This is a genomic window from Streptomyces sp. NPDC057271, assembly GCF_042668715.1.
Classification (GTDB): domain Bacteria; phylum Actinomycetota; class Actinomycetes; order Streptomycetales; family Streptomycetaceae; genus Streptomyces.
Genome location: NZ_JBHUYJ010000063.1, coordinates 21,257 through 46,058, shown reverse-complemented (window position 1 = coordinate 46,058; position 24,802 = coordinate 21,257). Strand labels below are relative to the sequence as shown.

The 24,802-nt window shown below is 74.6% G+C and carries 21 protein-coding genes and 1 pseudogene; 14 read left to right on the top strand and 8 right to left on the bottom strand.

Annotated elements, in window-relative coordinates:
• Positions 1-271 (top strand): annotated as a pseudogene (locus ACFUJR_RS25625) (hypothetical protein); the annotation flags it as partial.
• Here the strand turns inward: ACFUJR_RS25625 and ACFUJR_RS25620 are convergent.
• Both ACFUJR_RS25620 and ACFUJR_RS25615 read right to left on the bottom strand, forming a co-directional pair.
• Positions 246-1,358 (bottom strand): sensor histidine kinase, encoded by a 1,113-nt coding sequence (locus tag ACFUJR_RS25620; RefSeq protein ID WP_383163420.1) that lies wholly within the window; start codon positions 1,356-1,358, stop codon positions 246-248. The pseudogene ACFUJR_RS25625 and the gene ACFUJR_RS25620 overlap by 26 nt on opposite strands.
• Positions 1,359-1,361: 3 nt before the next feature.
• Positions 1,362-2,108, bottom strand: coding sequence for a response regulator transcription factor (locus ACFUJR_RS25615; RefSeq protein ID WP_383163422.1), 747 nt, complete (start codon positions 2,106-2,108; stop codon positions 1,362-1,364).
• 115 nt (positions 2,109-2,223) lie between these two features.
• Between ACFUJR_RS25615 and ACFUJR_RS25610 the strand changes: the two genes are divergently transcribed.
• From ACFUJR_RS25610 to ACFUJR_RS25595, 4 genes are all read left to right on the top strand, one after another.
• Positions 2,224-2,964 (top strand): glycosyltransferase family 2 protein, encoded by a 741-nt coding sequence (locus ACFUJR_RS25610; protein WP_383163423.1) that lies wholly within the window; start codon positions 2,224-2,226, stop codon positions 2,962-2,964.
• Complete coding sequence (locus ACFUJR_RS25605) at positions 2,961-3,590, top strand: DUF2064 domain-containing protein (protein WP_383163425.1); 630 nt, start codon at positions 2,961-2,963, stop codon at positions 3,588-3,590. The genes ACFUJR_RS25610 and ACFUJR_RS25605 overlap by 4 nt, the downstream gene beginning before the upstream one ends.
• On the top strand, positions 3,587-4,387 hold the full coding sequence (locus ACFUJR_RS25600; RefSeq protein ID WP_383163427.1) for a class I SAM-dependent methyltransferase: 801 nt from the start codon (positions 3,587-3,589) through the stop codon (positions 4,385-4,387). The genes ACFUJR_RS25605 and ACFUJR_RS25600 overlap by 4 nt, the downstream gene beginning before the upstream one ends.
• A gap of 249 nt (positions 4,388-4,636) precedes the next feature.
• Positions 4,637-5,215 carry a DM13 domain-containing protein gene (locus ACFUJR_RS25595; RefSeq protein WP_383163429.1) on the top strand — a complete coding sequence of 193 codons (579 nt, stop codon included), beginning with the start codon at positions 4,637-4,639 and terminating at the stop codon, positions 5,213-5,215.
• 44 nt (positions 5,216-5,259) lie between these two features.
• Here the strand turns inward: ACFUJR_RS25595 and ACFUJR_RS25590 are convergent, their stop codons facing one another.
• Positions 5,260-5,742, bottom strand: a complete 483-nt coding sequence (locus tag ACFUJR_RS25590; protein ID WP_383163431.1) for an SRPBCC family protein — start codon at positions 5,740-5,742, stop codon at positions 5,260-5,262.
• Between the two features lie 335 nt (positions 5,743-6,077).
• Positions 6,078-7,007: a class A beta-lactamase gene (bla, locus tag ACFUJR_RS25585; RefSeq protein WP_383163433.1), complete on the bottom strand. Its 930-nt coding sequence runs from the start codon at positions 7,005-7,007 to the stop codon at positions 6,078-6,080.
• 412 nt (positions 7,008-7,419) lie between these two features.
• Here bla and ACFUJR_RS25580 point away from each other — a divergent pair, with 412 nt between their 5' ends.
• From ACFUJR_RS25580 to ACFUJR_RS25570, 3 genes are all read left to right on the top strand, one after another.
• Positions 7,420-12,297 (top strand): hypothetical protein, encoded by a 4,878-nt coding sequence (locus tag ACFUJR_RS25580; protein ID WP_383163434.1) that lies wholly within the window; start codon positions 7,420-7,422, stop codon positions 12,295-12,297.
• Positions 12,298-12,423: 126 nt separating this feature from the next.
• A complete protein-coding gene (locus tag ACFUJR_RS25575) occupies positions 12,424-12,732 on the top strand; it encodes a histidine kinase dimerization/phospho-acceptor domain-containing protein (RefSeq protein WP_383163436.1) in 309 nt (102 codons plus the stop codon).
• A 153-nt stretch (positions 12,733-12,885) separates the two neighbouring features.
• Positions 12,886-13,092, top strand: coding sequence for an ATP-binding protein (locus ACFUJR_RS25570; RefSeq protein ID WP_383163437.1), 207 nt, complete (start codon positions 12,886-12,888; stop codon positions 13,090-13,092).
• Here the strand turns inward: ACFUJR_RS25570 and ACFUJR_RS25565 are convergent.
• Positions 13,040-13,960, bottom strand: a complete 921-nt coding sequence (locus ACFUJR_RS25565) for a glycerophosphodiester phosphodiesterase (protein WP_383163439.1) — start codon at positions 13,958-13,960, stop codon at positions 13,040-13,042. The genes ACFUJR_RS25570 and ACFUJR_RS25565 overlap by 53 nt on opposite strands.
• A gap of 549 nt (positions 13,961-14,509) precedes the next feature.
• Between ACFUJR_RS25565 and ACFUJR_RS25560 the strand changes: the two genes are divergently transcribed.
• The 4 genes from ACFUJR_RS25560 to ACFUJR_RS25545 all read left to right on the top strand — a co-directional run bounded on the left by ACFUJR_RS25560 (position 14,510) and on the right by ACFUJR_RS25545 (position 18,889).
• The gene (locus tag ACFUJR_RS25560; protein ID WP_383163474.1) at positions 14,510-15,757 is read left to right on the top strand and encodes a glycosyltransferase; all 1,248 of its coding nucleotides are present in this window, start codon (positions 14,510-14,512) and stop codon (positions 15,755-15,757) included.
• A gap of 286 nt (positions 15,758-16,043) precedes the next feature.
• The gene (locus ACFUJR_RS25555) at positions 16,044-16,691 is read left to right on the top strand and encodes an alpha-ketoglutarate-dependent dioxygenase AlkB (protein WP_383163441.1); all 648 of its coding nucleotides are present in this window, start codon (positions 16,044-16,046) and stop codon (positions 16,689-16,691) included.
• A gap of 70 nt (positions 16,692-16,761) precedes the next feature.
• Positions 16,762-18,534: a serine/threonine-protein kinase gene (locus tag ACFUJR_RS25550; RefSeq protein WP_383163442.1), complete on the top strand. Its 1,773-nt coding sequence runs from the start codon at positions 16,762-16,764 to the stop codon at positions 18,532-18,534.
• Positions 18,535-18,673: 139 nt separating this feature from the next.
• Positions 18,674-18,889, top strand: coding sequence for a hypothetical protein (locus ACFUJR_RS25545; RefSeq protein WP_383163444.1), 216 nt, complete (start codon positions 18,674-18,676; stop codon positions 18,887-18,889).
• A 36-nt stretch (positions 18,890-18,925) separates the two neighbouring features.
• Here the strand turns inward: ACFUJR_RS25545 and ACFUJR_RS25540 are convergent, their stop codons facing one another.
• From ACFUJR_RS25540 to ACFUJR_RS25530, 3 genes are all read right to left on the bottom strand, one after another.
• The gene (locus ACFUJR_RS25540) at positions 18,926-19,792 is read right to left on the bottom strand and encodes a PhzF family phenazine biosynthesis protein (protein WP_383163446.1); all 867 of its coding nucleotides are present in this window, start codon (positions 19,790-19,792) and stop codon (positions 18,926-18,928) included.
• A gap of 236 nt (positions 19,793-20,028) precedes the next feature.
• Positions 20,029-21,588: a glycerol-3-phosphate dehydrogenase/oxidase gene (locus ACFUJR_RS25535; RefSeq protein WP_383163448.1), complete on the bottom strand. Its 1,560-nt coding sequence runs from the start codon at positions 21,586-21,588 to the stop codon at positions 20,029-20,031.
• Positions 21,585-22,184 (bottom strand): TetR/AcrR family transcriptional regulator, encoded by a 600-nt coding sequence (locus ACFUJR_RS25530; protein WP_383163450.1) that lies wholly within the window; start codon positions 22,182-22,184, stop codon positions 21,585-21,587. The genes ACFUJR_RS25535 and ACFUJR_RS25530 overlap by 4 nt, the downstream gene beginning before the upstream one ends.
• 74 nt (positions 22,185-22,258) lie before the next feature.
• Between ACFUJR_RS25530 and ACFUJR_RS25525 the strand changes: the two genes are divergently transcribed.
• The gene (locus ACFUJR_RS25525) at positions 22,259-23,854 is read left to right on the top strand and encodes an FAD-binding oxidoreductase (RefSeq protein ID WP_383163452.1); all 1,596 of its coding nucleotides are present in this window, start codon (positions 22,259-22,261) and stop codon (positions 23,852-23,854) included.
• A 43-nt stretch (positions 23,855-23,897) separates the two neighbouring features.
• Positions 23,898-24,779 (top strand): diacylglycerol/lipid kinase family protein, encoded by an 882-nt coding sequence (locus ACFUJR_RS25520; RefSeq protein ID WP_383163454.1) that lies wholly within the window; start codon positions 23,898-23,900, stop codon positions 24,777-24,779.
• Positions 24,780-24,802 lie beyond the last annotated feature (23 nt).

The following is a 24,802-nucleotide window of genomic DNA, read 5'->3' as shown; positions in this document are numbered from 1 at the left end:
GCGCCGACCCCGCCTGCCCGCCGCGCCGACCCCGCCTGCCGCGCCTACCTCGCCCGTCCTCAGCGCCGGCCTGGGCCGCCCTCCGCGCCGCCCCCGCCGCGCCTACCTCGCCCGCCCCTCAGCGCCGGCCTGGGCCGCCCTTCGCGAGCCGACCCCGCCCGCCCGCTGCGCCGGCCTGGGCCGCCTTCGCGCCGGCCTGGGCCGGTGTTCCGCCGTCGGCTTCGGCGAGGGCATGGCCGGGTTCGCTACGAGCGAGCTGCGGGGAGCGTGACCTCGAAACAGCAGCCGCCCGCCACGTTGCGCACGTCGGCGCGCCCCGAGTGGGCCTCCACGATGCCCTGCACGATGGCGAGCCCGAGACCCGCTCCACCCGGCGGGGTCCGCGCCTCCGTGCCGCGCCATCCCGTGTCGAAGACGCGCGGCAACTCGTCCACCGGGATGCCGCCACAGCCGTCCGTCACCGACAGGACCACGGATTCGGCGCGGCGCTCCGCGGCCACGGCGACCGTGCCGTCGGCCGGGGTGTGACGGATCGCGTTCACCAGCAGGTTCGCCAGAACTCGGGTCATCTCGCGGCCGTCCACCTCCACAGGGTCCGGCGCGACCCGCTCGCCCACCAGCCGCACCCCCTGCTCACGCGCGAGCGGCACCGCGCCGGCCAGCGCGTCGCCCACCAGGTCGTGGACCGAGACCCGGACCGGGTTCAGCGTCAACGCCCCCGCGTGGATTCGGGAAAGCTCGAACAGATCGCCCACCATGCTGTTGAGCCGGTCGACCTCCGTCCGGATCTGGCGGTGGTAGCGGACCGGATCGGCGACCACCCCGTCCTCCAGAGCCTCGGACATCGCCCGCAGACCGGCGAGCGGCGTGCGCAGATCGTGTGAGATCCAGGCGACGAGCTCACGCCGGGACGACTCCAGGGCGCGCTCGCGCTCCCGCGACTCGGCGAGCCGCGCACTGGTCGCCGACAGCTCCCGGCTGAGCGCCGCCAGCTCGGCCGGCGCCGGCGCGGCCGGGGCGGCGAAGACCCCGCCCTCCCCGAAGTCCCGTGCCGCGACGGCGAGTTCCCGGCAGCTGACGACGACATGGCGCCCCAGCAGGAGCGCGGTGCCGAGCGAGGCGGCCGCGGCCATCGCGACGACCGTGGTGACGACGAACAGGTCGTGCGCCGAAAGGAACATGGCCCACGCCACGGCGAGGGTTCCGGAGAGCATCGCCGTCACGGCGACGCTCGCGACGACGGCGAGCGAGACGGCGACCGAGCGGCTTCGCAGCAACCGCAGCAGCCCGGCCCCCAGGAGCCCGGCCGCGGCGGCGCCGACGAAGGCGTACAGGGCGATGAGGAGTATGTCGCGCACGGGTCAGACCTCCGTCGGGGGCGCGGGCGTGGCGGGCCGGTCGACGGCCGCCTCGAAGCGGTAGCCGACCCCCCAGACCGTCTGGATCAGCATCGGCCGCGCCGGATCCTCCTCGATCTTCCCGCGCAGCCGGCGCACATGGACCGTGACCGTCGACAGGTCACCGAAGTCCCACCCCCACACCTCCCGCATCAGCCGCTCGCGGTCGCACACCTCGCCCGCGTGCAGCAGGAAGTAGCTCAGCAGGTCGAACTCGCGCAGCGTCAGCGCCAGCGGCCGCCCGTCCCTCACCGCGCGCCGGGCGGCCGGGTCGACCTCCAGGCCGCCCGCCCGCAGCAGCGGACCAGGCCGCCGGACCGTGGTGTGCCGTCGGAGTACGGCCTCCACACGGAGAACCAGTTCACGCGGGCTGAAGGGCTTCGTGACGTAGTCGTCCGCGCCGATCTCGAGGCCGAGGATGCGGTCCTCCTCGTCGGTGCGCGCCGTCAGCATGATCACCGGGACCGGCCCACGGCTCCGCAACCGGCGGCAGACCTCCAGGCCGTCCATGCCCGGAAGCATCAGATCGAGGACCACGAGATCCGGCCACCTCGCCCCCGCGGCCGCCAGCGCGGACGGCCCGTCGGCGACCCGGTCCACGGCGAAGCCGGCCCGCTCCAGGTAGCCGGTGACCACCTCGGCGACGGTCGGATCGTCGTCCACCACCAGGACGCGCTGCGCTGTCCCCACGGACTGTTCAGGCTGCTGCATGGGGCCAGCCTCGCACCGGTCCGGGCCGGTCGAGCACCTCGGGGGTGGTGCAGGTGAGCGACGTCCGCGTTTCGTAAGGTCCACGGATCCCTTTTGTCCGGTCCGGATTCGTACGGTGAAATCCGTGACCGAATCGCCTTCCGCGACCACGTACGCGGTGAACGTCGTCCTGCCCTGCCTCGACGAGGCCCGAGCGCTGCCCTGGGTCCTGGAGCGCGTGCCGCCCGGCTGGCGGGCCATCGTCGTCGACAACGGATCGACCGACGGCTCCCCGGACATCGCCCGTGACCTCGGCGCGACCGTCGTCACCGAGCCGCGCCGAGGCTTCGGGGCCGCCTGCCACGCCGGGCTGCTCGCCGCCGACGCCGGCATCGTCTGCTTCTGCGACTGCGACGGCTCGCTGGACCCCGGCCTGCTCGTCCCCTTCGCCGCCCAGGTGGCCGCGGGCGAGGCCGACCTGGTCCTCGGCCGCCGGCGACCCGAGACACGCGATGCCTGGCCCGCGCACGCACGGGCCGGGAACTTCGCCCTCGCCCGCATGCTGCGCCGCCGTACCGGACTCCGCCTCCACGACCTCGGCCCCATGCGGGCCGCGCGCCGCGACGCGCTGCTCGCCCTGGACCTCACCGACCGGCGCAGCGGGTACCCCCTGCAGATGGTGGTGCGCGCCGCCGACGCGGGCTGGCGGGTGGACGAGCGGGACGTCCCGTACCTGCCCCGTACGGGAAAGTCCAAGGTCACCGGCACCTGGCGCGGCACCTGGCACGCCGTCCGCGACATGCGCAAGGTCCTGCGCGAGGCACCCCTGACCGCCCGGGGGACCGCCCCGGCGGCACGAGCGGAGGCGAACCGATGAGCACTCTCCTCGTCATCGCCAAGGAACCCGTACCGGGCCGGGTCAAGACACGGCTCACCCCGCCCTTCAGCCCCCAGGAGGCGGCCCGCCTCGCCGAGGCGGCGCTCGCCGACACCCTGGTCGCGGTGCTCGCCGCCCCGGCCGACCGCCGCGTCCTCGTCCTCGACGGCGCGCCGGGCGACTGGCTCCCGCACGGATTCGAGACCATGCCGCAGAGCCCCGGCGGCCTGGACGCGCGCCTCGCCGCCGCCTTCGCCTCCTGTACGGGTCCCACCCTGCTGGTCGGCATGGACACCCCGCAGGTGACCCCGGAGCTCCTGTGTTCGGGCCTGGACTTCACCGGCTGCGACGCGTGGTTCGGCCCGGCGGAGGACGGCGGCTTCTGGGCGCTGGGCCTCGCGACCCCGGACCCCGCCCTGCTGCGCGGCGTCCCCATGTCCGTACCGGAGACCGGCGCGGTGCAGCGCCGTCGCCTCACGGACGCCGGTCTGCACGTGCGCGATCTGCCGTGGCTCCGGGACGTCGACACGGCCGCCGACGCCCACGCGGTCGCCGAGGCCGCCCCCGGCACGCGCTTCGCCGCCACCCACCACACGCTGACCGCGCCGGCGATGGGTGCGGTGTGAGCGCGCTGGAGTCGGAGTGCGGTACGGCCGACGCGCTCGGGACCGGGGGGAGGCACCCCGCTGACGCGGTACGCACATCACCGCCCGCCCGGACCGAGGGAGAGCGACGCACCCCGGGATCCGCCCCCACCTCGCCGTCCCGCGGCGCCGACCTCGTCGACCCGTGGCTCGCCGACCCCTGGGCGGACGCCCTCCGTTCCGGTCGCGGCCCGGTCTTCCTCCGGCGTGACGACGGCTGGCTGCTGCCCCTGGAGGTCGAGCGCTGGTGCGCGGTCGCCGATCCGGCCGACGGCACCGTGCTCGACCGCTGCGAAGGGGCGGTCCTTGACGTCGGCTGCGGACCGGGACGCCTGGTGCACGCGCTGGCCGCCGCCGGGCGGCCCGTCCTCGGTATCGACGTGTGTCAGGAGGCCGTCGACCGTACGGTCGACGGCGGCGGCACCGCCCTGCTCCGGTCCGTCTTCGACCCGCTGCCCGGCGAGGGCCGCTGGGGCACCGTCCTGCTCATGGACGGCAACATCGGCATCGGCGGCGACCCCGGACAGCTCCTCGAACGCGCCGCCGAGCTGGTCGAACCCGAGGGCCAGCTCCTCGTGGAGGCCGCCGCCCCCGACGTCGACGAACGGGTCGCCGTCCAGGTCGTCGACGGCCGCGGCGCGCGCGGCGCCGACTTCCGCTGGGCCCGTGTCGGCGCCAGGGCCCTGCCCGCGTACGCCGACGCCACGGGGTGGCGGGTCGAACGCCGCTGGCGGGCAGGGGGCAGGAGCTTTCTTCAGCTCCGGCGACGCCCCCGCTGAGCGCCGTCGTACGCCGGGCACCACGCCCGTACCGATCGCCACCACCCGCATCAGGATCAGCCGGCGGCGGACGTGGCCGAGGGGGAGGACGGTCGGGCCGGGCGGGGACTCCGCGCGGACGGCGAGCGGCGGCCGCCGTGGATCCCCGCGTGACGTAAGACTTTCGTCACCGAGCGCATGTGGCGCGCCCCGCGCACGGTGGGGTGGAATGTCCAGACCGATGTACGGCAACACGGAACGAGGACGATCGTGGCACGTGGGGGTAAGAAGTCGCTGCTCTGGGGAGCGGTGGCGGTGGCGGTGGCGCTGGCCGCACTGGGGCTCTACTGGTTCCAGCCCTGGAAGCTGTGGCAGGACGAGACGGTGGACGAAGCCCTTCCGACGGCCGTGCCCGGGGCCACGTCCTCGCCCGGGGGCACGCCCGCGCCCGGGTCCGCCTCCCCGCCCGGCGGCTCGGACACGAGCGCCGCCGCCGGGCCGGAGACGGTCGCCCAGGGCGACCTGATCAGCCATGAGCACAGGACCACCGGTACGGCGAAGCTCATCCGCCTCGCCGACGGCAGCCTGACCCTGCGCCTGGAAGACCTGAACACGAGCAACGGCCCGGACCTGCGCGTGTGGCTGACCGACGCCCCGGTCAAGGAGGGCGTCGCCGGCTGGCGGGTCTTCGACGACGGCAGGTACGTCAGCCTGGGCAAGCTGAAGGGCAACAAGGGAGACCAGAACTACCCGCTGCCGCCCGGCACCGACCCGTCGGCCTTCACGAGCGTCACCATCTGGTGCGACCGCTTCGACGTCTCCTTCGGCGCGGCCGCTCTGAAGGTGTGACGCGTTCGCCCGAGGGCCCGCGCCGCCGACCCTCGGGCCACGCGCTATGACGCCGGGGCCGCCGCGCGCGCGATCCGGTCGAGGGTCGTCCGCATGCTGTGCCGGTTGACGGCGATCCGGCGCTCGGGGTTCGTGCCCGCGAAGACGGTGCCGAGGATCTCCGCGAGGCGCGAACCCCGGCCGGTCCGCAGGTCCTGCCAGGTCTCCGTCACACGCGTACCGGTCCCCTCGACGGCGAAGCGATAGCCCCAGCGGGCGATCGGCAGCCCGAAGGCGCCGACGTCGAAGGCGAACTCCTCGCCCTCGCGGGCGACCGACACCCGCCCGGTCGTGAACCAGACGAAAGGCCCACGCCGGTTGAAGCCGACGAACCGGCTGCCGGCCGCCAGGGGAGGGCGCGCCACCCAGACCCGCCGGCACTCGGGACTCCACCGGCCCATGTCCCGGAGGTTCGCCACCAGCCGGTACACGACCTCCGGCGCGGCGTCCACCACGACGGACTCCTCAAGACTCCACTGGCGCCCCATCGACGACCTCCCTGTCGCTGCGTCGGACTTACCGGCGGGTAGGGTAGCGGACCCGGCGCACCGCGGCGCCGAAACCGGGCAGCTCGCCGAGCCGATGGGCGCGGCGGGGACCGCGAGACGCGCGCCGGCCGACTCCGCGACAACGGTCCTCGACATCAAGGGCGCGCCGTCGTCACGCCCGGGGAAGCGGGCCGCCTGATCGTCGGCCCCCGCGCCGACCCGACCGTCCTTGCCGACAACCCTGCCACCGTCGCGGCGACGGACTTCGCGGACCTCTCCGTGCTCCTCACCGTCCTCGAGGCCGCACCACCCACCGCGACGCCGGCCTCGGAGTGTCACGACAGCGCTTCGGCGGCGGCGGTGGCCGCCTCGGCGATCAGCCTGTTGTCGTACGCGGCGTCGGCGGTGAGGCGGTTGGACAGGACGGCCAGGACGACGGGGGGCCGGCCGGGCGGCCAGAGCACGGCGATGTCGTTCCGGGTCCCGTAGGTGCTGCCGGCCCCTGTCTTGTCGCCGACCGTCCAGTCCGCGGGGACCCCGGCGCGGATCAGTTCCGCGCCGGTGACATTGGTACGCAGCCACGTGGTCAGCGCGGCGCGATCGCCGGGCCGGAGAGCGTCGCCGAGGACGAACGTACGCAGGCTCTGCGCGAGAGCGCGTGGGGTACTGGTGTCACGCGTGGCGCCGGGCGTCCACTCGTTGAGCCCGGGCTCGCGCCGTTCCATCCGGGTGACGTCGTCGCCCAGATCCGCGAGCACCGTCTGCAGCCCCTCAGGACCGCCGATCTGGTCCAAGAGCAGGTTGGCGGCGGTGTTGTCGCTGTACCGTACGGCGGCGTCGCACAGCCCGGCGAGGGTCATCCCGGTGGCGACGTGCCGTTCGGTCACGGGGGAGTGGGCGACCAGGTCGTTCGGGGAGTACGTGACCACCCGTTTCATGCCGTCCCCGGGGTGCTTGCGCAGCACGGCACCCGCGGCCAGGGCCTTGAAGGTGGAGGCGTACGGGAATCGGGCGCTGTCGTTGTACGCGATCTCACGGCCGCTGCCGGTGTCGAGGGCGTACACGCCGAGCCGTGCGCCGTACTCCCGCTCCAGCGCCCGGAACCGGGCCCGGGCCGCCGCCACGCCGTTCGGCGCGGTGGCCGACTCCCGTGGCGGCGGGGCGCTGTCGACCGGAGGACGGGTGTCGCCGCATCCGGTGAGCGGTACGAGCACGAGCGCGGCCAGTACGGCGAGAAGTCGGTGCCGGAGGCGGTGGAGCCGCATGGGAGAGGCTTTCTGATCAGGCGTCGGGCGTTCGGGCCGGGCGTCGGGCGTTCAGGCGTCGGGCGTTCGGGCCGGGCGTCGGGCGTTCGGGCGTCGGGCGTTCGGGCCGGGCGTCGGGCGTTCGGGCGTCGGGCGTTCGGGCGTCGGGCGTTCGGGCCGGGCGTCGGGCGTTCGGGCGTCGGGCGTTCGGGCCGGGCGTCGGGTGTCGGGCGTTCGGGTGTCGGGCACCCGAGTTCTCGACGGCCAGGTGAGGGATCGGACGCACGTTCCACTCTGCCACCGGGCCGTCCCGTCGCAGCGTCGCACCGTGGCGTCGGTGTGTCTCCCACCGGACGCCCGACTCCGACGTGCCGCCCGTGCCCGGGTGAACGCGCCCGCGGCGGTGTCAGTGGGACATGCGACGATCCACGGCATGATCGTCTCGCTTGAGGGCCTGTTGCCCGCTTCCGGTACGCACGTCTCGACGACCTACGCCGACTGGGTCGCCGCACACGACCCGGACGCGGAGGCGATGGCGCGTGGCCTCGTCGAGGACATGGGATCGGAGCTCAACCGGACCTGGACCAAGCCCGGTCGGTTCGTCGACACGATGGCGGCGCGGGCGCGGCGGCTGCCGCCGGCGCACCTGCCCTGGTTCTGGGACACCGTCGGTCACCGTCTGATCGGTTACGGGAGCCGGCCGGGCGCGCGCGCCTACGTGGCGGCGCGGGCGGCCGAGGCCCGGCACGGGCTCCCGGTCGATCCCGCCTACCGCCGGGCCAACGCACTGCTCTTCGCCAGGGGCGGGGCCATGCCGGCCAAGGAGTTCGGGCCCCATCAGCGGTTCCTCGCCGAGACGTCGGAGCCGGCCGACGCGCACGCCGCCCTGGACGCGTTCCTGACCGCCTGGGCGGGCTCGGCGGCGGACCTCCCGGCGGATCTCGTACGCCGGGTGCGGACGTCCGCCAAGGCGGCCGGGCACGGGAACGAGGAAGTCGCTCGCGTGGTGGGCACGATCCTGTCCGTCACCCGCAAGAAGGCCGTGCCGGACGCGCTGCTGACAGCCGCCGCCCCGGTCCTTCAGACGCATCCGCCGTCGGACACGGTCCTCGCCGGGCTCGTCGAGGTCTTTCCGGACGGGGTGACCGACGGCGGGGCGTGGCTGCGGATGCTGATCGCGAGCGGCGCGACGGAGGCGATGGAGTCCGGGCGGGTCGTACCGGAGGGCGGCCTGCCGCAGTGGGTCGGCAACTTCGTGCGCATGTACCAGTACGCGGCCCAGTCCGGCGGAGGGGTCGCGCGCCAGCCGCTGCCGGCGGAGTTCCTCGACCTGGTGGGCCGGTTGGGGCCGCGGATGCGGGCCGCGGGCGACGCGGTGACACTGCACACCACCCGTCACCACTACACGGGCTTCGACGCCGACGTGCTGGACGCCTGCCTGGCGGCCGGGGTCGCGGTCGTCGACCCGGGCCCGGAGACGCGGATGCGTTTCTGGGGCGAGCGGTCCCGGCGGGACCTCGTCGCGCTGGCCGCCGATCCGGTGTTCGGCCCCCGCCTGGAGGGAACCGTACACGCGAACCTGCTGCCCGACCGGTCCATGGCACGCCTCCGGCAGCCCGGCTCGGCGGTGACGCTCCTGCCGGGCAACGAGGGCATCGCCCACGAGGTGGCCGGGCGGGTCGGCAAGCTCGTCGACACGGTCGCGGGCGGTGGCATGGCGGGGGCCGAGGAGGCGGTGGCCGAGCTGGAGGCCCTGCTGGACCGTCCGACGGTCTCCGCGCTCGGCGGCATCGTCGACGCCCTCGCCGAGGCGGGAGGCGCGGGAGCGCTGCGGCGCTCGCTGGCGGCCGGCCTGCCGGAGGAGCTGGCCTGGCCGGCGCTGGAGTCGGTGTACGCCGAGTTCGCGGCGGAGGCCGCGGCCATGGCGGACACCGAGAGAGCCACGGACGGCGCCACGGATGCCGAAACGGGTTCCGGCGCGGGCCGCGACACGGGTTCCGGCGCGGGCCCCGGCACGGGTTCCGGCACCGGCTCCGCCTCCGGCGAGGTGGTGGACGGTCCGGCCGCGGGAGTCGCCGGAGTGACCTGCACCTGGCCGGTCCTGACGGTGTTCGGGACGGGCCGGGCGGTCGCCGTGGCCCCCGACGGGGTGCGCGGCTCCTGCCGGTTCATGGTGCCGCCGGACGCCACCGTCTTCGCCGTCCACTACGTGGGCGGATCCTTTCTGGTGAGCTGGTCGCTCAAGCCGAGCCCGTACTACTGCGACACCGCCGTCTGGGCCGACCGTCCCGAGGAGCCGTTCACTCCCGACCAGCTCAGTGGCCTCGTGCCCTTCGGTGGGAGTCTGGACGGGGCATACGGCTTCCAGTTCGAGACCGCCGACGGTGGCGGGCGCCACGGTGGCGGGCGAGCCCTGCGCCCAGGCGGCAAGGAGGGTATCGACGGCGACGAGCTTCAGCTCGGCGACGGCACCCGGATCTGGACCAACGCCGTCTTCGGCAGGCGGCCGTGGGAAGTGGTCGACCCGGCCACCGGCGAGCGGCAGGGAGCGGCGGACCTTCCCGACTTCCCGGGCCGCGCCCCCGGCACGGAGGCCGGCAGCGACCCGTCCGAGACGGGCATGTCGCTCACGAGGGAGGCTCTGCAGCTGGCGCCGCTGCCCACCGGTCTCGCCGACTCCCCGCTGGGCAGCCGGGACGGGCTGGTGGGCACCCGGGTGCTGTTCCGCACCCGGTACCGCGGCAACGCGCCCGACCACTTCCTGCTGGAGAGCGTGGACGGGCGCACCGCCCGCTTCGACATCGACCGGCCTGGCCAGGAGCCCTGGGGCCTGTGGGCGCCCCCGGAAGGGGCGGTGGAGGACGTGGTCCTCGCCGAGGCGCAGACCCGGACGGGGGTGCGTGCGTACACCGCCGACGGCAGCCTGCTGTGGGAACTGGACGGACATCACTCACCCCAGCACCGGCGGGTGCGTCCGGCCCGGCGTGCCACTCCGTCCGGAGGCGTGGCGCTGCCCCCGGCCTTCTGGTACCTCCTGCGGACCCGGGACGCGGCCGGCTCCCGCGCGTTGCGGACCGTGGGACAGCAGACGGCCGACACGCTCCTGACGGCGGCCTTCGACGGCGCGGAGGTGCTGCGTGCCGCCGTGGCCCGGGAGTTGCCGGACGTCACCGACCCGGTGTTGGCGGAGGCCGTCGCGGCGGTGGCCGAACGGGCCGTGCGGGTGGAGGAGCGGCGGCGCGCCCTGCACCGGCGCGTCAGCCTTCTCGCCGAGGCGCCGCCGGTGCTGCCGCGCCGGTCCGCACCGGACAGCGAGCTGATGCCCGGCCTGCTCGGGTTGGTCTCGGACGGTGAGCGCGACCCGTGGCGACGGAGGTCGGACGCTGCCCTCCCGGCCACTCTGAACGCGCTCGCCGCCGACGGTGCCTGCGTCGCGGGGACGATCGTGGAGGAGGTGCGGCGGCTCGCGCCGCCCGCGGCCCCGCACGACTGGTCACAACTGCTCGGCGCGATCGATGCCGTGGCCTGGCGGGCCGCGGCGGCGCCCACACCGGACACGGAGCGGGCGGCCCTGCTGGCGCTGCTCGACACCTGGGCCGACCAGCCGTTCGCCCGGGCGGGCAGCAGCTGGTGGGTCGGCCGTGTCGCCGACGCCGCGGTCCTGGACGGGCTGCGTGAAAGAGGGATCCCGGTGGTGTCCGCCGCGCTGCGCGCCGGAGGCGCGACCCTCTGGTTCGTCGCACCGGCGGACGGAAGGGGGAACGAGGCCGACGATGCGGTGCCGGCGGCGGTTCCGGAGGTACGACTCGTCCGGGTCGAGCGGGACGACGCCACCCGGCTCCGGTCCCTGATCGCGGCCGTCGAGACGCACGGACCCGTTGCGGTACCGGAGTCCGCGGCCGCGCGCTTCGCCGAACTGACGGGCGTACGCAGGGCCGTGGCCCGGCTCGTGGTGGCCGGTATCGTCGGCTGCGCCGGCCGGGACGAAGGCCGTGCGCTGGCGCGCAAGGCCCCTTACAAGGCGACCCCGAAGACGGCCGAGGCGTACGAGAGGCTTCGCGCCAGGCTCGGCGGTGTGGGCCGGCGGGCCGTCCTGGCGGCGGCCCTTCCCGAGGACCCGGCCGAGCTGTGGCAGCCGGGCGGCGTCGACGCGGCGGCGGAGCGGATGGCGGCGGTGTGGCGGGATCGGCTCGGCGTCCTGCCCGCCGTGCACGACGAGGCGGCCGACGCCCTGGAGGCCGACCTCGGCCTTGCCGAGGTGTGGGCCAGGCGCCTGGCCGGCGGCTACGAGGCCGCCGCCGACGCGACGGTGGAGGCGGCCGGCTGGGAGCTGTCGGGGATGCCGTACGGAACCGGGGTGGAGGTCCTGCCCGTACCCCCGGAAGGGCCCGGACTGCCGTACGGAACCCCGGTGGGCCTCCCGCTCGTTCAGATCGCGAGCGCGCTGGTGTGGGCGTGGACGGACCGGCCCGTCGGCGACCCGGCGGTGGCCGGGGCGACGGCCCTGTACGAACGGCTGCGGGCCGAGTTGGAGCGTCCCGAACTCCTGCTGGAGTTGCACGACGGACGCGTCAAGGACACGTCGGAGGGGATCGCCGAGCGGTTCGGGCCCGGGCGGCTGCCGGTGGCGAAGGGCCGCCGCAGGGAGGAGGGCCCCGTGGCGGTGACCGCGTACGACTCCGGGGCTCTGGTCGTGTGCGCACCCGGCGGCGGCTCCTTCCTTCGGCCCGCCTTGTGCGCCGACCCCGAGGTGTGGCGGCGGGTCCGCGAGGTCACGGACCTGACCGAGGAACTGAACCGGGTGGCACCGCTGCTGGCCGGCGGCGGGCTGGAGCGCATGATGCGGCGTGCCCACTCGGGAGCGGTGCCGGTCGGCGCGTACGAGGCGGATCCGAGGCAGTCCTGCCCGGGTCTGGTCGCGCAGGTGGCCAGGAAGCTCGGCGTAGGCCCGGACGCGGCGGCCATGTACCTCCAGGTGGCGACACTGGCCGCACCCACCGACCGCAACGTGCGACGGTGGAACGGTTGGCCGACCAAGCGTCACGCGGAGGTCCGCGCGGAGCTGGTTGCCACGGGCGCCGTCGTGGAGGCCAAGCGCGCGAGGGCGGGCAGGACGGTGTTCCTGCCGGGGGAGTGGACCGAGCTGAAGGCCCCTCACCTGCCTCTGGAGACGGCGAAGCTGGCGATGTACAAGGCACGCCCACGGTGGGGCAACACGGTCCAGGCCCCGTTCGGCCGGCTCCTGCCGCCGGCACCCCTGCACGAGATGTTCGCGGCGACCTGGGAGCAGCTGGTCCGAGCGGGCGACTAGCGGATGTCCGGCCATGATCCGCCGGACATGCCTGGGCCGGCTGCCACACGCCGACCGACCGCAGGAGAGCGGTCACGCACGTCCCCGTACCGTACGGCGAGGCCCAGGGCGGCACCCCGGGCCTCGATGGCCGCAGGGTTCGCCGCGAACGCGGCGCACGAGCTGCGGACCGCGCTGGCCGTTCAGCGGGCCGCGGCCGAGATCGGGCTCGCGGGTGAGCCGGAGCCGCAGCAGGTCGCACGGATCCGGGCGAAACTGATCGAGGCCGCCGACGACAGCGAACGGACCATCGACGGGCTCCTGTTGCTCGCCTCCTGCGATCAAGGCCTTCGGGAGCGACGGCCGGTGGCTGTCCACGAGGTCGCGCGCAGGGCGGCGGAGGCGCTGGAGGCCGAGGAGCGCGGCGTGACCGTCGAGGTCGACGCCCGCCCCTGACGCTTCCGGGAGACACGGTCCTGCTGGACCGGCTGCTCCACAACCTCGTCGCGAACGCGGTACGCCACAACGTGCCGGGCGGCCGCGTCCGGGTCCGTACGGGACCGGAGGGCATCGAGGTGGAGAACACCGGCCCCGGCGGTACCTCCCGACGTGGTCCCGTTGCTCTTCGAACCCTTCCGCCGCCTGACCGAACGCACCCACGCCCCGGGCGAGGGTGCGGGCCTCGGCCTCTCGATCGTCGACTCGATCGCCCGCGCCCACGGCGCGACGGTCGAGGCGTCGGCCAACACGGAGGGCGGCGGCCTCACGGTCCGGGTACGTTTCGCGTCGCCGGCCGGGCGTGGTTCCAGCCGGTGAGTTCGGCGGGGCGGTTGGTGATGATGCCGTCGACGCCGTACTGCTCGTACCTGCTCCACCTGTCGGCCGTGTCCACCGTCCACACCCACGTCGCGACGCCCGCCCGGTGCAGGTCGGCGACGATCCCGGGCCGGGTCTCCAGCGCCGATCCGCTGGGGTTGTACGAGGCGAGGCGGAGCTCCTCGGAGACGGCCACCGGGTCGGGGTCCAGGGTGCTGCGGAGGAGGGCCAGGGGGAGCCCGGGGGCCAGCTCGTGGACCCAGCGCAGATGCCGGGGCTCGAAGCTCTGGACGAGGACCCGGCCCGTCATCCGCTCTGCCTCGACGACGTCGACGACGGCCGCGACCTGCTGGAGGGTGTCGGCCCGCTTGATCTCGAGAAGCAGGTTCCCGCCGCGGCTCCGAAGGTCGGCCAGCTGGGTGGCGAGGGTGGGGACGCGGACACCGGTGAAGACCGGGGCGAACCAGGATCCGGCGTCGAGCCGGTCGAGTTCGGCCGACCTCAGCGTGGTGACGTCCCCGCTGCCGTTCGTCGTACGGTCCACGGTCGCGTCGTGCATCAGGTAGGGCACGCCGTCCCGGCTCAACTGGACGTCGTTCTCGATGTAGTCGGCCCCGGAGCGCCGTCCGACCTCCTGGGCGATCATCGTGTTCTCCGGCGCGAGCGACGACGCCCCGCGATGGGCGACGACCGTCATCGGCGCCCCCGCCGCACGGACGAACGGAGAGGCGACGGAGCCGAAGTCCTCGCGGACGACGACGTCCGCCGGCTCCGGGGGACGCGTACCGGTGGCGGTGGCACCGGTGAGACAGAGCAGGGTCACGGCTGTGGCCGTGACCAGGGCGGTGCGGAGGTGTGCCGGACGCATGCAGGGAGGCTAGTACGGCGTGCGTTCCCGTACGGCGGTCACCACACCGGAGCACCCCCCCCCGCCACGCCGTCGGCGTACGCACGGGACCGGACGGCTGCCGGGCGCTCACCCTGCCGTGGTGAGGCAGAAGGGATGCCCGGCCCGGGTCGACGAGAAGGCGCCGCCGTTCGTTCGGCCGGTACTCCGGCCTGGTCGCGCCCAACGGATCAGACGACGCTCCGCCCCGTCGAGATCACCGACGGTGAAATCCAGATGGAGCTGCCGGGGCACGTCCTGGCCGGGCCACACGGGCGCCCGGTGGCCGTGTGGCCCGCTGACACCCGATCAGCAGTCCGTCCGCCCCCATGACACCGGCGAAGTCGTCGTGGGACGTGGGGTGAAGACCGGGACCGGTGGCCTGCCGGTCGAAGGCGGCGAGCGCCAGGGGGTCGGCGCAGTCGAGCGTGACGGCCGAGAACCTCATCAGCGGGGACACGGATTCGGCCGTGACGCAGAATGGGCTGCCGAAGCCACAGCCACCGGACAGCGGGAGTCGCCGAAGTGCGTGTGTTGTTGTCGACGTACGGGGCGCGGGGGAGCGTCGAGCCGATGGTGGGACTCGCGGTCCGGCTGCAGGAGTCGGGAGCGGAGGTACGCGTATGCGCGCCGCCGGACGGGGAGTTCGCGCGGCTGCTGGCCGGCGTCGGGGTGTCCCTGATCCCGGTGGGCCGGCCCGTGCGCCAGGTGGTGACCTCGGTGGAGCCGGGGTCGGCGGTGGGGCTGGCGGAGCGTGCGGCCGAGTTGATCGCCGCGCAGTTCGGCGCGGTCGCCGCGGCGGCCGAGGGCTGTGACGCGCTGGTGGCGAGCGGCCCGTTGCCGGTCACGGCGGGCGCGCGGTCGGTGGCCGAGAAGCTGGGCGTTCGCTACGTACACGTGAGCCACCAGCCGGTCGTCCTCCCGTCGCCGCACCAGCGGCCGCCCGCCCGCCGGGGCCGGCCGTTGCCACCGGGGGTGACCGACAACCGGGCCCTGTGGGACGAGGACGCCCGGAACGCCAACGAGATGTTCGGCGACACGATCGACACGCACCGTGCGGCGATCGGCCTGCCGCCGGTGGACAACGTCCGCGACTACGCCTTCACCGCCCATCCGTGGCTGGCGACGGATCCGGCCCTGAGCCCGTGGCGGCCGACGGACCTCGACGTCGTCCAGACCGGCGCCTGGCTCCGGCCCGACGAGCGCCCGCTTCCACCCGAGCTGGTGGCGTTCCTGGACGCCGGGACACGACCGGTGTTCGTCGGCTTCGGCAGCACGCCCGTCGGCGCCCCCGAGGATGTCGCCCGGGCGGCTGTCGAGGCGATCCGGGCGCAGGGCCGTCGCGCGGTCGTGTCGCAGGGCTGGGCCGGCCTGCCATTGATCGACGACGAGGACGACTGCTTCGCCGTCGGTGAGGTCAACCACCAGGCTCTCTTCGCCCGGACGGCCGCGGTCGTGCACCACGGCAGCGCGGGCACCACGACGACGGCCGCCCTGGCGGGGGCGCCTCAGGTGGTCGTACCGCAGGGCGCGGACCATCCGTACTGGGCGGGCCGGGTGTCCGAGCTGGGCATCGGCGTGGCGCACGACGGCCCGACTCCGACCGCCGCATCCCTGTCGGCCGCGCTGAAGACCGCTCTGACTCCCGGGATGCGCGTACGAGCGGAGGCCGTGGCCGGCACGGTCCGCACCGACGGGGCGGCGGTGGCCGCGGGGCTGCTGCTCGACGGTGCCGGCCCGCTCGCCTCCTGCCCGTGCTGCTGCCGGCGAACTCTCTGACCTGGCGGAACAGGGCAATGTCCGTCGGCCCGCCACCGGTCTTCCACCGGCCGGGCGGCCGGCGGAGGACCGGTGCGTGATCTGGCGGACGTCGTTCAGGCGATCGCCCGGGACCAGGTCGCGGATGCTGTCGAGGGCCGCTTCGGTGTGGGCGCGGGCCAGGAGGAACGCGCCGTCGTCGCGTCGCCGACGCGCCCCCGCGCACCTGCTCGGAGCGGTCGACGCACGCGGTGCCGCCGCCCACAGGATTCGCTCATGTGTGCGAATGTTCGTCTACGCTGGACCCATGACCGCACCACGACCGCAGATGCCCGGCCTGCAGGGCTCGCTCTTCGACCAGGGCGCCGACATCCGGCCCGGCCCGCTGGACGGGGTCCGGCGGACCGCTCTCGACGGCGGTGCCTGGGTCGACCACCTCCCCGGCTGGTTCCTCGGGGCCGACGCGCTCTTCGAGGTGCTGGCCGCGGACGTCCCGTGGCAGGCCGAGGAGCGCAAGATGTACGACACCGTGGTCGCCGTCCCCCGTCTCCTCGCCTACTACCGCGAGGGCAGCCCCCTCCCGCACCCCGCTCTCGTCGAAGCCCGGGAGACGCTGAGCGCCCACTACGCCTCCGAGCTCGGTGAGCCCTTCGTGACCGCCGGCCTCTGTCTGTACCGCGACGGCCGTGACAGCGTCGCCTGGCACGGCGACCGCACGGGACGCTCCGCCACCCACGACACCATGGTCGCGATCCTCTCCCTCGGAGACCCCCGCGACCTCGCCCTCCGCCCCCGCGGCGGCGGGCCCGTGGCCCTCCGGCTCCCTCTCGGCCACGGCGATCTCGTGGTCATGGGCGGCTCGTGCCAGCGCACCTGGGAACACGCGGTCCCCAAGACGAGCCGCGCCGTCGGGCCCCGCATCAGCGTTCAGTTCCGCCCCCGGGGAGTGGGCTGACACGCGCGCGGCGGCGCACGGCGACCGCCGACGTCCGGCCTGTCACCGGAACCGCATACCATGACCGCTCATGAGCGCGAGCGAGGACCGAAGACCCCTGGTCGACGGGCGTTTCCACCTGATCTCCCGGCTGGGCAGCGGCGGTATGGGCACCGTCTGGCGAGCACGCGACATCGCATTGGAGCGCGATGTCGCCCTCAAGGAGGTACGTCCGCCCGACCCTGCCATCGAGGAGGCGAACCCCGGCCTCGCCGCGCAGATGCGGGAGCGGGCCGTCCGCGAGGCACGGGCGCTGGCGCGGCTCTCGAATCCGCACGTCGTGACGATCCACCACATCGTCGAGCCCCAGGACGGCTCGCACCCCTGGATCGTCATGGAACTCGTCGAGGGATGCTCGGTGTACGACCGTCTCACCGAGGGACCCATGTCCGTGCCCGAGGTCCTCACCCTCGGGCGGCAGGTCCTCTCCGCCCTGCGCGCCGCCCACTCCGCCGGCATCCAGCACCGCGACGTGAAACCCGCCAACGTGCTGCTCCGCCCCGACGGCAGCGCCGTCCTCACCGACTTCGGCATCGCCGTGCTCAGTGAGGCGACGTCACGGCTCACCTCCACGGGTGACCTGATCGGCTCGCCCGAGTTCATCGCCCCCGAGCGGGTACGCGGCGAGGAGGGCAACCCGGCCTCCGACCTGTGGTCGCTCGGCATGCTCCTGTACGTCGCGGCAGAGGGCCACCACCCGCTGCGCCGGGCCACCAGCCTCGCGACCGTGGTCGCCGTACTCGACGACCCGATCCCCGCACCGGTGAGGTCCGGCGCGCTGGCCCCCGTACTCGCCCGGCTCCTCGTACGCGACCCGTCCGCGCGGCCCGACGCGGCGCAGCTGGAACAGCTGCTGACCGACGCGGCCGCACGGCAGACCGGTGGCGCCCAGGCCCCCGCGGAAGCGGCCCCCGGCGTGTTCGGCCCGCCGCACGCCCACCCCGCCTACGCCTCCCCGCCGAACGCGTCGCAGCCCTGGCACGCCCCCACCGTCCCCTCCCACGTCTCGTCCGGCACCCCCGCCCCGTCCTACCCGGCCCCGCCCTACGCCTCCCCGGCTCTCGGCGGAACGTTCGGCGCGCCCCTGAGGCCCGGTCAGCAGCCCTCTGCCGGCACCGGCCCGCGCCGGAGGGCCGCCGTGCTCGCCGCCTCCCTCGTGCTGGCAGGAGCCGTGGTCGTCGTGGGTGTAGTGAAGATACTCCCGGACGGGGGCGCGGACGACGGGGCCAAGGGCGGCTCGACTCCGACGAACGCGGGGCGCACGCCCGGCAAGGATTCGTCGACGGGTGCGGGGAACGGCGGCGGTACGCAGCCCGGTTCCACCGCGCCCAGCGCCGTCGCACCGCGCGGCACACTCCTCACGACGGCCAATGTCCGTACCGTCATCGAGGCGCTCCGCAAGGCCAGCGGCTCCGCCACGATGAAGGAACTGGCGATCTACGAGGGCTACGCCCTGGCCTCCATCCCGACCGGGCCCGGCGCGAAGACCTACGACGCGTACGAGTACCGCGACGGGGTCGCCCGGAAGACCGGCCCCGGTGGAACCATCGATGCCGACGCCGCCGACGAGCAGCCGTTCGACGTCGCAGCCATGGCCTGGGACGACCTCCCCGCGCTGATGAAGCGCGGCGAGAAGGAACTGAAGGTCGACAACCCGAACATGCGCTATGTCATCGTCGATCGCTGGACCTTCAACGAGGACCGCCCGACGCTGCGCTTCTATCTCATCAACGAGTACAGCGCGGTGGGGTACCTCGCCGCCGACACCGGCGGAAAGGTCGTGTCGAGCCACCCGGCCTCCTGAGCCGACGGGCGCCGGCCCGTGTCCCACGGGTCGGCGCACGGCAGCGAGATCCGCTCTCGGCGGAGTGTTCGACTCCGCCCCCGTACGTGGCGTTCGCCGAGAACATCGGCCTGGTCGGGCGGCACACCGCCTCGCTCGCGTGCTCGTCGCCGCGCCCGAGCGCACGGTGGCCCAGGCGGCCCGCGCCCTGCACCAGGAGTACGTCCGGTTCGACGAGTGTTCCATGGGCCGCCTCGTCGCCCGCAACGACGGCGCCCGGCTCAGGGAGCTCGCCACGGAGCGCGCGGACCGGCTGCACGACCTGTCGGACGGGTTCCTCCACCTCGTCGACCACCATGCCGAGCCGCCGAGGTGAGCGGCCACCGCGCGACGCGATGGCGGGCGGCGTCGCTCAGCCGATGCGGGTGCCCGTTCCACTGACCCGCACCCGGGCCTCGCCTTCGCGCAGTTCCACCGTCAGCAGGCTCGGGCGGCCCATGTCGGCGCCCTGGTGGAGGGTGAGGACCGACGCCCCGTGGACCAGACCGAGTTCGCGGGCGTACGCCCCGAAGGCACCGGCCGCCGCGCCCGTCGCCGGGTCCTCCACGACGCCGCCGACCGGGAACGGGTCGCGCACGTGGAAGACGGTCCCGGACTCGCGCCACACCAGCTGCACGGTGGTCAGGTCGAGCCGATGCATGAGCGCTTCCAGCCTCGGGAAGTCGTACGCGAGGTCGGCGAGCCGCTCGCGGGTCGCCGCGCCGACGACGAGATGACGGGCGCCCGCGAAGGCGATCCGCGCGGGCAGTTCGGGGTCGAGGTCGGCGGCGGGCCAGTCCAGGGCGGCGAGCGCCTCGACGAGGTCCGCGTCGCCGATCGCCTCGACGTGCGGTTCAACGGTGGTGAGCGTGGCCCGGATGACACCTGCGTCTCTGGTCACGCTCACCGGCACGGTCCCCGCCCGCGTGGCGAACACCAGCTCGCCCGAGCCGAACCGCTCGCCGAGGGCGACGGCGGTCGCCACCGTGGCGTGACCGCAGAACGGGACCTCGGCCTTGGGGCTGAAGTACCGGATCGTGAAGGCCCGCCCGCTCGCGCCGCCGAGGTCCGCGGGCGGGGCGGTCAGGAACGCCGACTCGCTGTAGCCGAGATCCGCGGCGATGGCGAGCATGGCGCTGTCGTCGAGCCCGCCCGCGTCCAGGACGACGCCGGCGGGGTTGCCGCCTTCCGGGTCGGTGGAGAACGCGGTGTAGCGCAGGACTGTCTGTTGTGTCGTCATGATCGACACAACTCCGCGACCTGGCCGGCTGTTCCCGTCGTGATCGACCGGAATCGGACCGCTGCCGCCCGACCGCCAGGCCTCTGCCCCGGCCGCCCGACCGCCAGGCCTCTGCCCCGGCCGCCCGACCGCCAGGCCTCTGCCCCGGCCGCCCCTCCGCCCGCGCGCTCGGCTCGGCTCGGCCCGGCGAGGTCTTGCCGCCGAGCCGAGCGCCCGCCCGTCCGGGCGTCCCGAGGTCAGGCCGTCCGGGCCAGCGCGCCGAGCGCCGCCGTCTCGGCCGTGTCACGGTCCTCGGCGACGAGCCCGATGCGGGTGCGGCGGTCGAGGAGGTCGGAGACGTCCAGCGCGCCTTCGTGGCGGACCGCCCAGAGCAGTTCGGCGCACGTGACCGGATGGCCCGGAACGACGGGCCGGGCGAGGTCCGGGTTCTCGACACCGAGTTCGTGCACGGCCGTCGCCTCGGTGCCGTAGCGGCGTACGAGGCGCGCGGGCACGTCGAGCTGGGCGAGGGTCCGCGGCCGGGCGGCGCCGACGAGCGGCGTGGACGCGGTGCGGCAGGGGCCGGCGGTGAGACCGCGGGCGGCCACGGCGGCGTCGACGGCGTCCTGCGCCATGCGCCGGTACGTGGTGAGCTTGCCGCCGACCACCGTGACGATCCCGTCGGGCGAGGTGAGCACCGCGTGTCTCCGTGAGATGTCCGCGGTGCGGCCGCCCTCCCCGCGGGTGTCGAGGAGGGGCCGCAGACCGGCGAAGGCCCCCACCACGTCCGCGCGTCGGACGCTGACGTCGAGGGCGGAGCCGAGGACGTCGAGAAGGAAGCCGATGTCGGTCTCGGGCACCTGCGGCACGTCGGGCACGTCACCGTCGACGGGTTCGTCGGTGAGCCCGACGTACACCCGGCCGTCCTGCTGGGGGAGGACGAGGACGAAGCGGTTGGTCTCGCCCGGGATCGGGATGTGCAGGCCTGCCGAGAGCCGGCCGAGGTCCACGTCGCGCAGGACGAGGTGGGTCCCGCGGGAGGGGCGCAGTCGTACGTCCTCGGCGAGGCCGCCCGCCCACACACCGGTCGCGTTGACGACGACGCGGGCGCGGACGCGCAGCTCCTGGCCGGTCGTCTCGTCCCGTACCCGCGCGCCGTCGCCGGTGAGTTCGAGGGCGCGGGTCCGGGTGAGGACCCGGGCGCCGTGCGCGGCCGCCGTGCGGGCGATCGCGGTGACCAGCCGGGCGTCGTCGGTGAGCTGACCGTCCCAGGAGAGCAGTCCGCCGCGCAGTCCCGTGGGGCGCAGGGCCGGGGCGAGGTGGCGCGTCTCGACGGCGGAGAGGGTGCGCGGCGCCGGCAGCGTGGTGCGTGCCGTACGGGCGGAGGCGCGCAGCAGGTCGCCGGCGAAGAACCCGGCGCGGGCGAGGGCCGCCTGACCGCGGCTGACGAGCGGGGTGAGGGGCAGGACGAAAGGCTGGGCGCGGACCAGGTGGGGGGCGGTCCGCTCCATCAGGATGCCGCGTTCGACGGCGCTCTCGTGGGCGACGTCGAGCTGTCCGCTCGCGAGGTAGCGCAGTCCGCCGTGGATCAGCTTCGAGCTCCAGCGGGACGTGCCGAACGCGAGGTCGTGGGCGTCGATCGCGGCGACGGAGAGCCCGCGCGTCGCCGCGTCGAGCGCGGCTCCGGCGCCGGTGGCACCGAGTCCCACGACCAGGACGTCGACCGGGGCGCCGTCGGCGAGTTCGGCGAGCTCACGGCCCCGGCGCTCCGCGTCGAGTGACGAGCCGGGCAGGGACGGGCTGCTCAGGGAGTTCATGGGGTGAGGGTCCTCTCCAGCAGGGTGCGCAGCTCGTCGAGGAAGGCGGCTTCGCTCAGTTCGGGATCGCTCTCGTCGGTCATGGTGCGCAGCGAGAGCGTGAAGGACTGCACGACGAGCAGCAGGGACCTCGCCTGCAGGTCCGCGGGGGCACGGCGCACGGACCCGTCCGCGTGGCCCTCGCCGAGCGCCGTGACGAGGAGACGGAGGAAGGCCTCCTGGCTCGCGCCCCGGCGGTCGAGGATGTAGGGCAGCAGCAGCTCGGGGTCCACGTCGAGGATCTTGTGGAAGAGCGGGTGGGCGCGGAACGCGGCGGCGCCCGCGACGAGCCCGTCCACCATCCGCGACCGCACGGGACGGTCGTCGTCCGTGACCGGCATGGCCCCGGCGGCGACGGCGATCCACTCACGGGTCATCAGGTCGCCGACGAGGCTGCGGACGTCGGGCCATCGTCGGTACAGCGTCATCCGGGACACGCCCGCGCGCCGGGCGACGTCGGTCAGGGTCGTGCGCCGCACGCCGACGGCGAGCACGCAGTCACGTGCGGCGTCCAGTACGGGATCCGCGTCCGAGTGGTTGTGACGAATGGGCGTCATCTGTCACAGTGTAATGCCAGTACGGGCCGAGCGGCAGCACCGTCCGTGAATCAGACCGAGAGGAACGTCTCGAAATGGACATGTTGTGGAGTGGCTGGGGCGACCCGGCCAAGGCGGCCCCCCTGCCCGACGCGGTGACCGGCCTGCTGCGCGACCTGCTCGGCGTCACCCCCCGCGAAAGCGGCCCGTCGACCCTCGACGAGATTCGACTCCCCGCCCCGGCGTTGACCGACGAGGCGCGCACCGCGCTGCGGTCGGCCCTCGCGGCCGAGGACGCGCTGTGCGACGACGCCGAGAGCCGGATCCGGCACACCCGCGGCAAGTCCACCCCCGACCTGCTCCGCATCCGCGCGGGCGAGGTCGAGGACATCCCGGCCGCCGTGGTCCTCCCGGCCGACCACGACGAGGTGCTGGCCGTGCTGCGCGCCTGCGCCGCCCACGGCCTCTCCGTCGTCCCCTTCGGCGGCGGCACCTCCGTCGTCGGCGGCCTCGCGCCCGAGACGAAGCGGTCGTTCGTCGCCCTCGACCTGCGCCGCCTGGACCGGCTGCTGGCCGTCGACGAGGTGTCCCGTACCGCGACGCTCCAGCCGGGCCTGCGCGGACCCCGGGTGGAGGCGCTGCTGAACGAGCGGGGCTGGACCCTCGGCCACTTCCCCCAGTCCTTCGAGTGGGCGTCCGTCGGCGGCTTCGCCGCGGCCCGGTCCAGCGGCCAGGCCTCCGCCGGGTACGGACGCTTCGACGAGATGGTCCTCGCCCTCACCGTCGCCACCCCCGAGGGCACGCTCGAGACCGGACGGGCCCCGCGCTCGGCCGCCGGCCCCGACCTGCGCCAGCTGATCCTCGGCTCCGAAGGCGCCCTCGGAGTCATCACGGCCGTGACCGTGCGGATCCGTCCCCTGCCGCAGAAGCGTGTCTACGAGGGCTGGCGCTTCGCCTCCTTCGAGGCCGGGACCGCCGCCCTGCGCCGGCTCGCACAGGACGGCCCGCGTCCCACCGTGCTGCGGCTCTCGGACGAGACCGAGACCTTCGTCGGACTCGCGCAGCCGGACGCGATCGGCGCCGCCGACACCCCGCCCAGCTCCGGCTGCATGGCGATCACCGGCTACGAGGGCACCGAGGAGGAGACGACGGCCCGCCGCGCCGCCGCCCGCGAGATCCTGCTGGCCTGCGGCGGCGAGTACGTCGGCGAGGAACCGGGCGACCGGTGGGAGCACGGCCGCTACAACGCGCCGTACCTGCGCGACGCCCTGCTCGACGCCGGCGCCTTCGCCGAGACGCTGGAGACCGCCGGCTTCTGGTCCACGCTGCCCCAGCTGTACACGGCGGTACGTGACGCACTGACCAGCTCCCTCACCGAGGCCGGCACGCCCCCGCTCGTCATGTGCCACATCTCGCACACCTACGAGAACGGCGCCTCGCTGTACTTCACCGTCGTCTCGGCGCAGGGAGAGGACGCGGTCGCCCACTGGGCCCCCGTGAAGCGGGCGGCCAACGACGCGATCCTCGCGGCGGGCGGCACCATCAGCCACCACCACGGCGTCGGCACCGACCACCGCGACTGGTACGCCCGCGAGATCGGCCCGTTGGGAGTGCGCATGCTGCAGGCGGTCAAGGCGGAGGTCGACCCGTCGGGCGTGCTCAGCCCCGGGGTGCTCATCCCCGTCCGCTGACCGTCCCGTCGACCGACCCTTCTCCCGTCCGGAGGCCTGATCCATGCGACAGTTCACCGCCGTCGTCAACCCCACCGCAGGGGGATCCAGCGGGACAGCGGCCCTGCTCCCGCTGGCCCGGCTGCTGCGCGAAGCGGGCGCGCGGCTCGACACCGTCTACAGCCGCAGCCTGGAACACGCGCAGGAACTCGCCCGCCGGGCGGGAGCACAGGGCCAGGTCGTGCTCGCGGTGGGCGGCGACGGGATGGCCGGCTGCGTCGGTGGCGCACTCAGCGGTACGGACACGGTGTTCGGCCTGGTCCCCGCGGGCCGCGGCAACGACTTCGCCCGCGCGCTGGGGCTTCCCACCGATGCCCCGGGGCTCGCGCGGGTGCTGCTCGACGGCGTACCGCGCGCGGTCGACACGATCGAGGTCGAGTCCGCGGCGCACGCCCGGATCTCCGTCCTCGGCAGCGTGTACGCCGGCGTCGACGCGGTCGCCAACAGCCACGCCAACGCCTCGCGTCTGCTGCGCGGTGCCGCGTCGTACTACGCGGGCGGCCTGCGGGCCGTGCTCGCGTGGAGAACGGCCACCTACCGGATCACCGTCGACGGGGTGCCGCACGAACGATCCGGCTACACCGTGGTCGCGGCGAACTCCGGCTTCTACGGCTTCGGCCGGAACGTCGCTCCGGGCGCCAGCGTCGACGACGGGCTGCTGGACGTCGTGGTGATCGGTGACGCGCCCAAGCGCCACTTCTTCGCGACGATGAACGAGCTCAAGACGGGGGCGCACGTGAACCGCCCCCAGGTGGAGATCCTGCGCGGCAAGGAGATCCGCATCGAGGCGGACCGCCCGCTCCCGTACGGCGCCGACGGCGAGGTCGACGCGACCCTGCCGGTGACGGTGCGGGTGCAGCCGGGGGCGCTCAACGTCCTGGTCTGACCCCTCTTCACCCTTCTGACCCC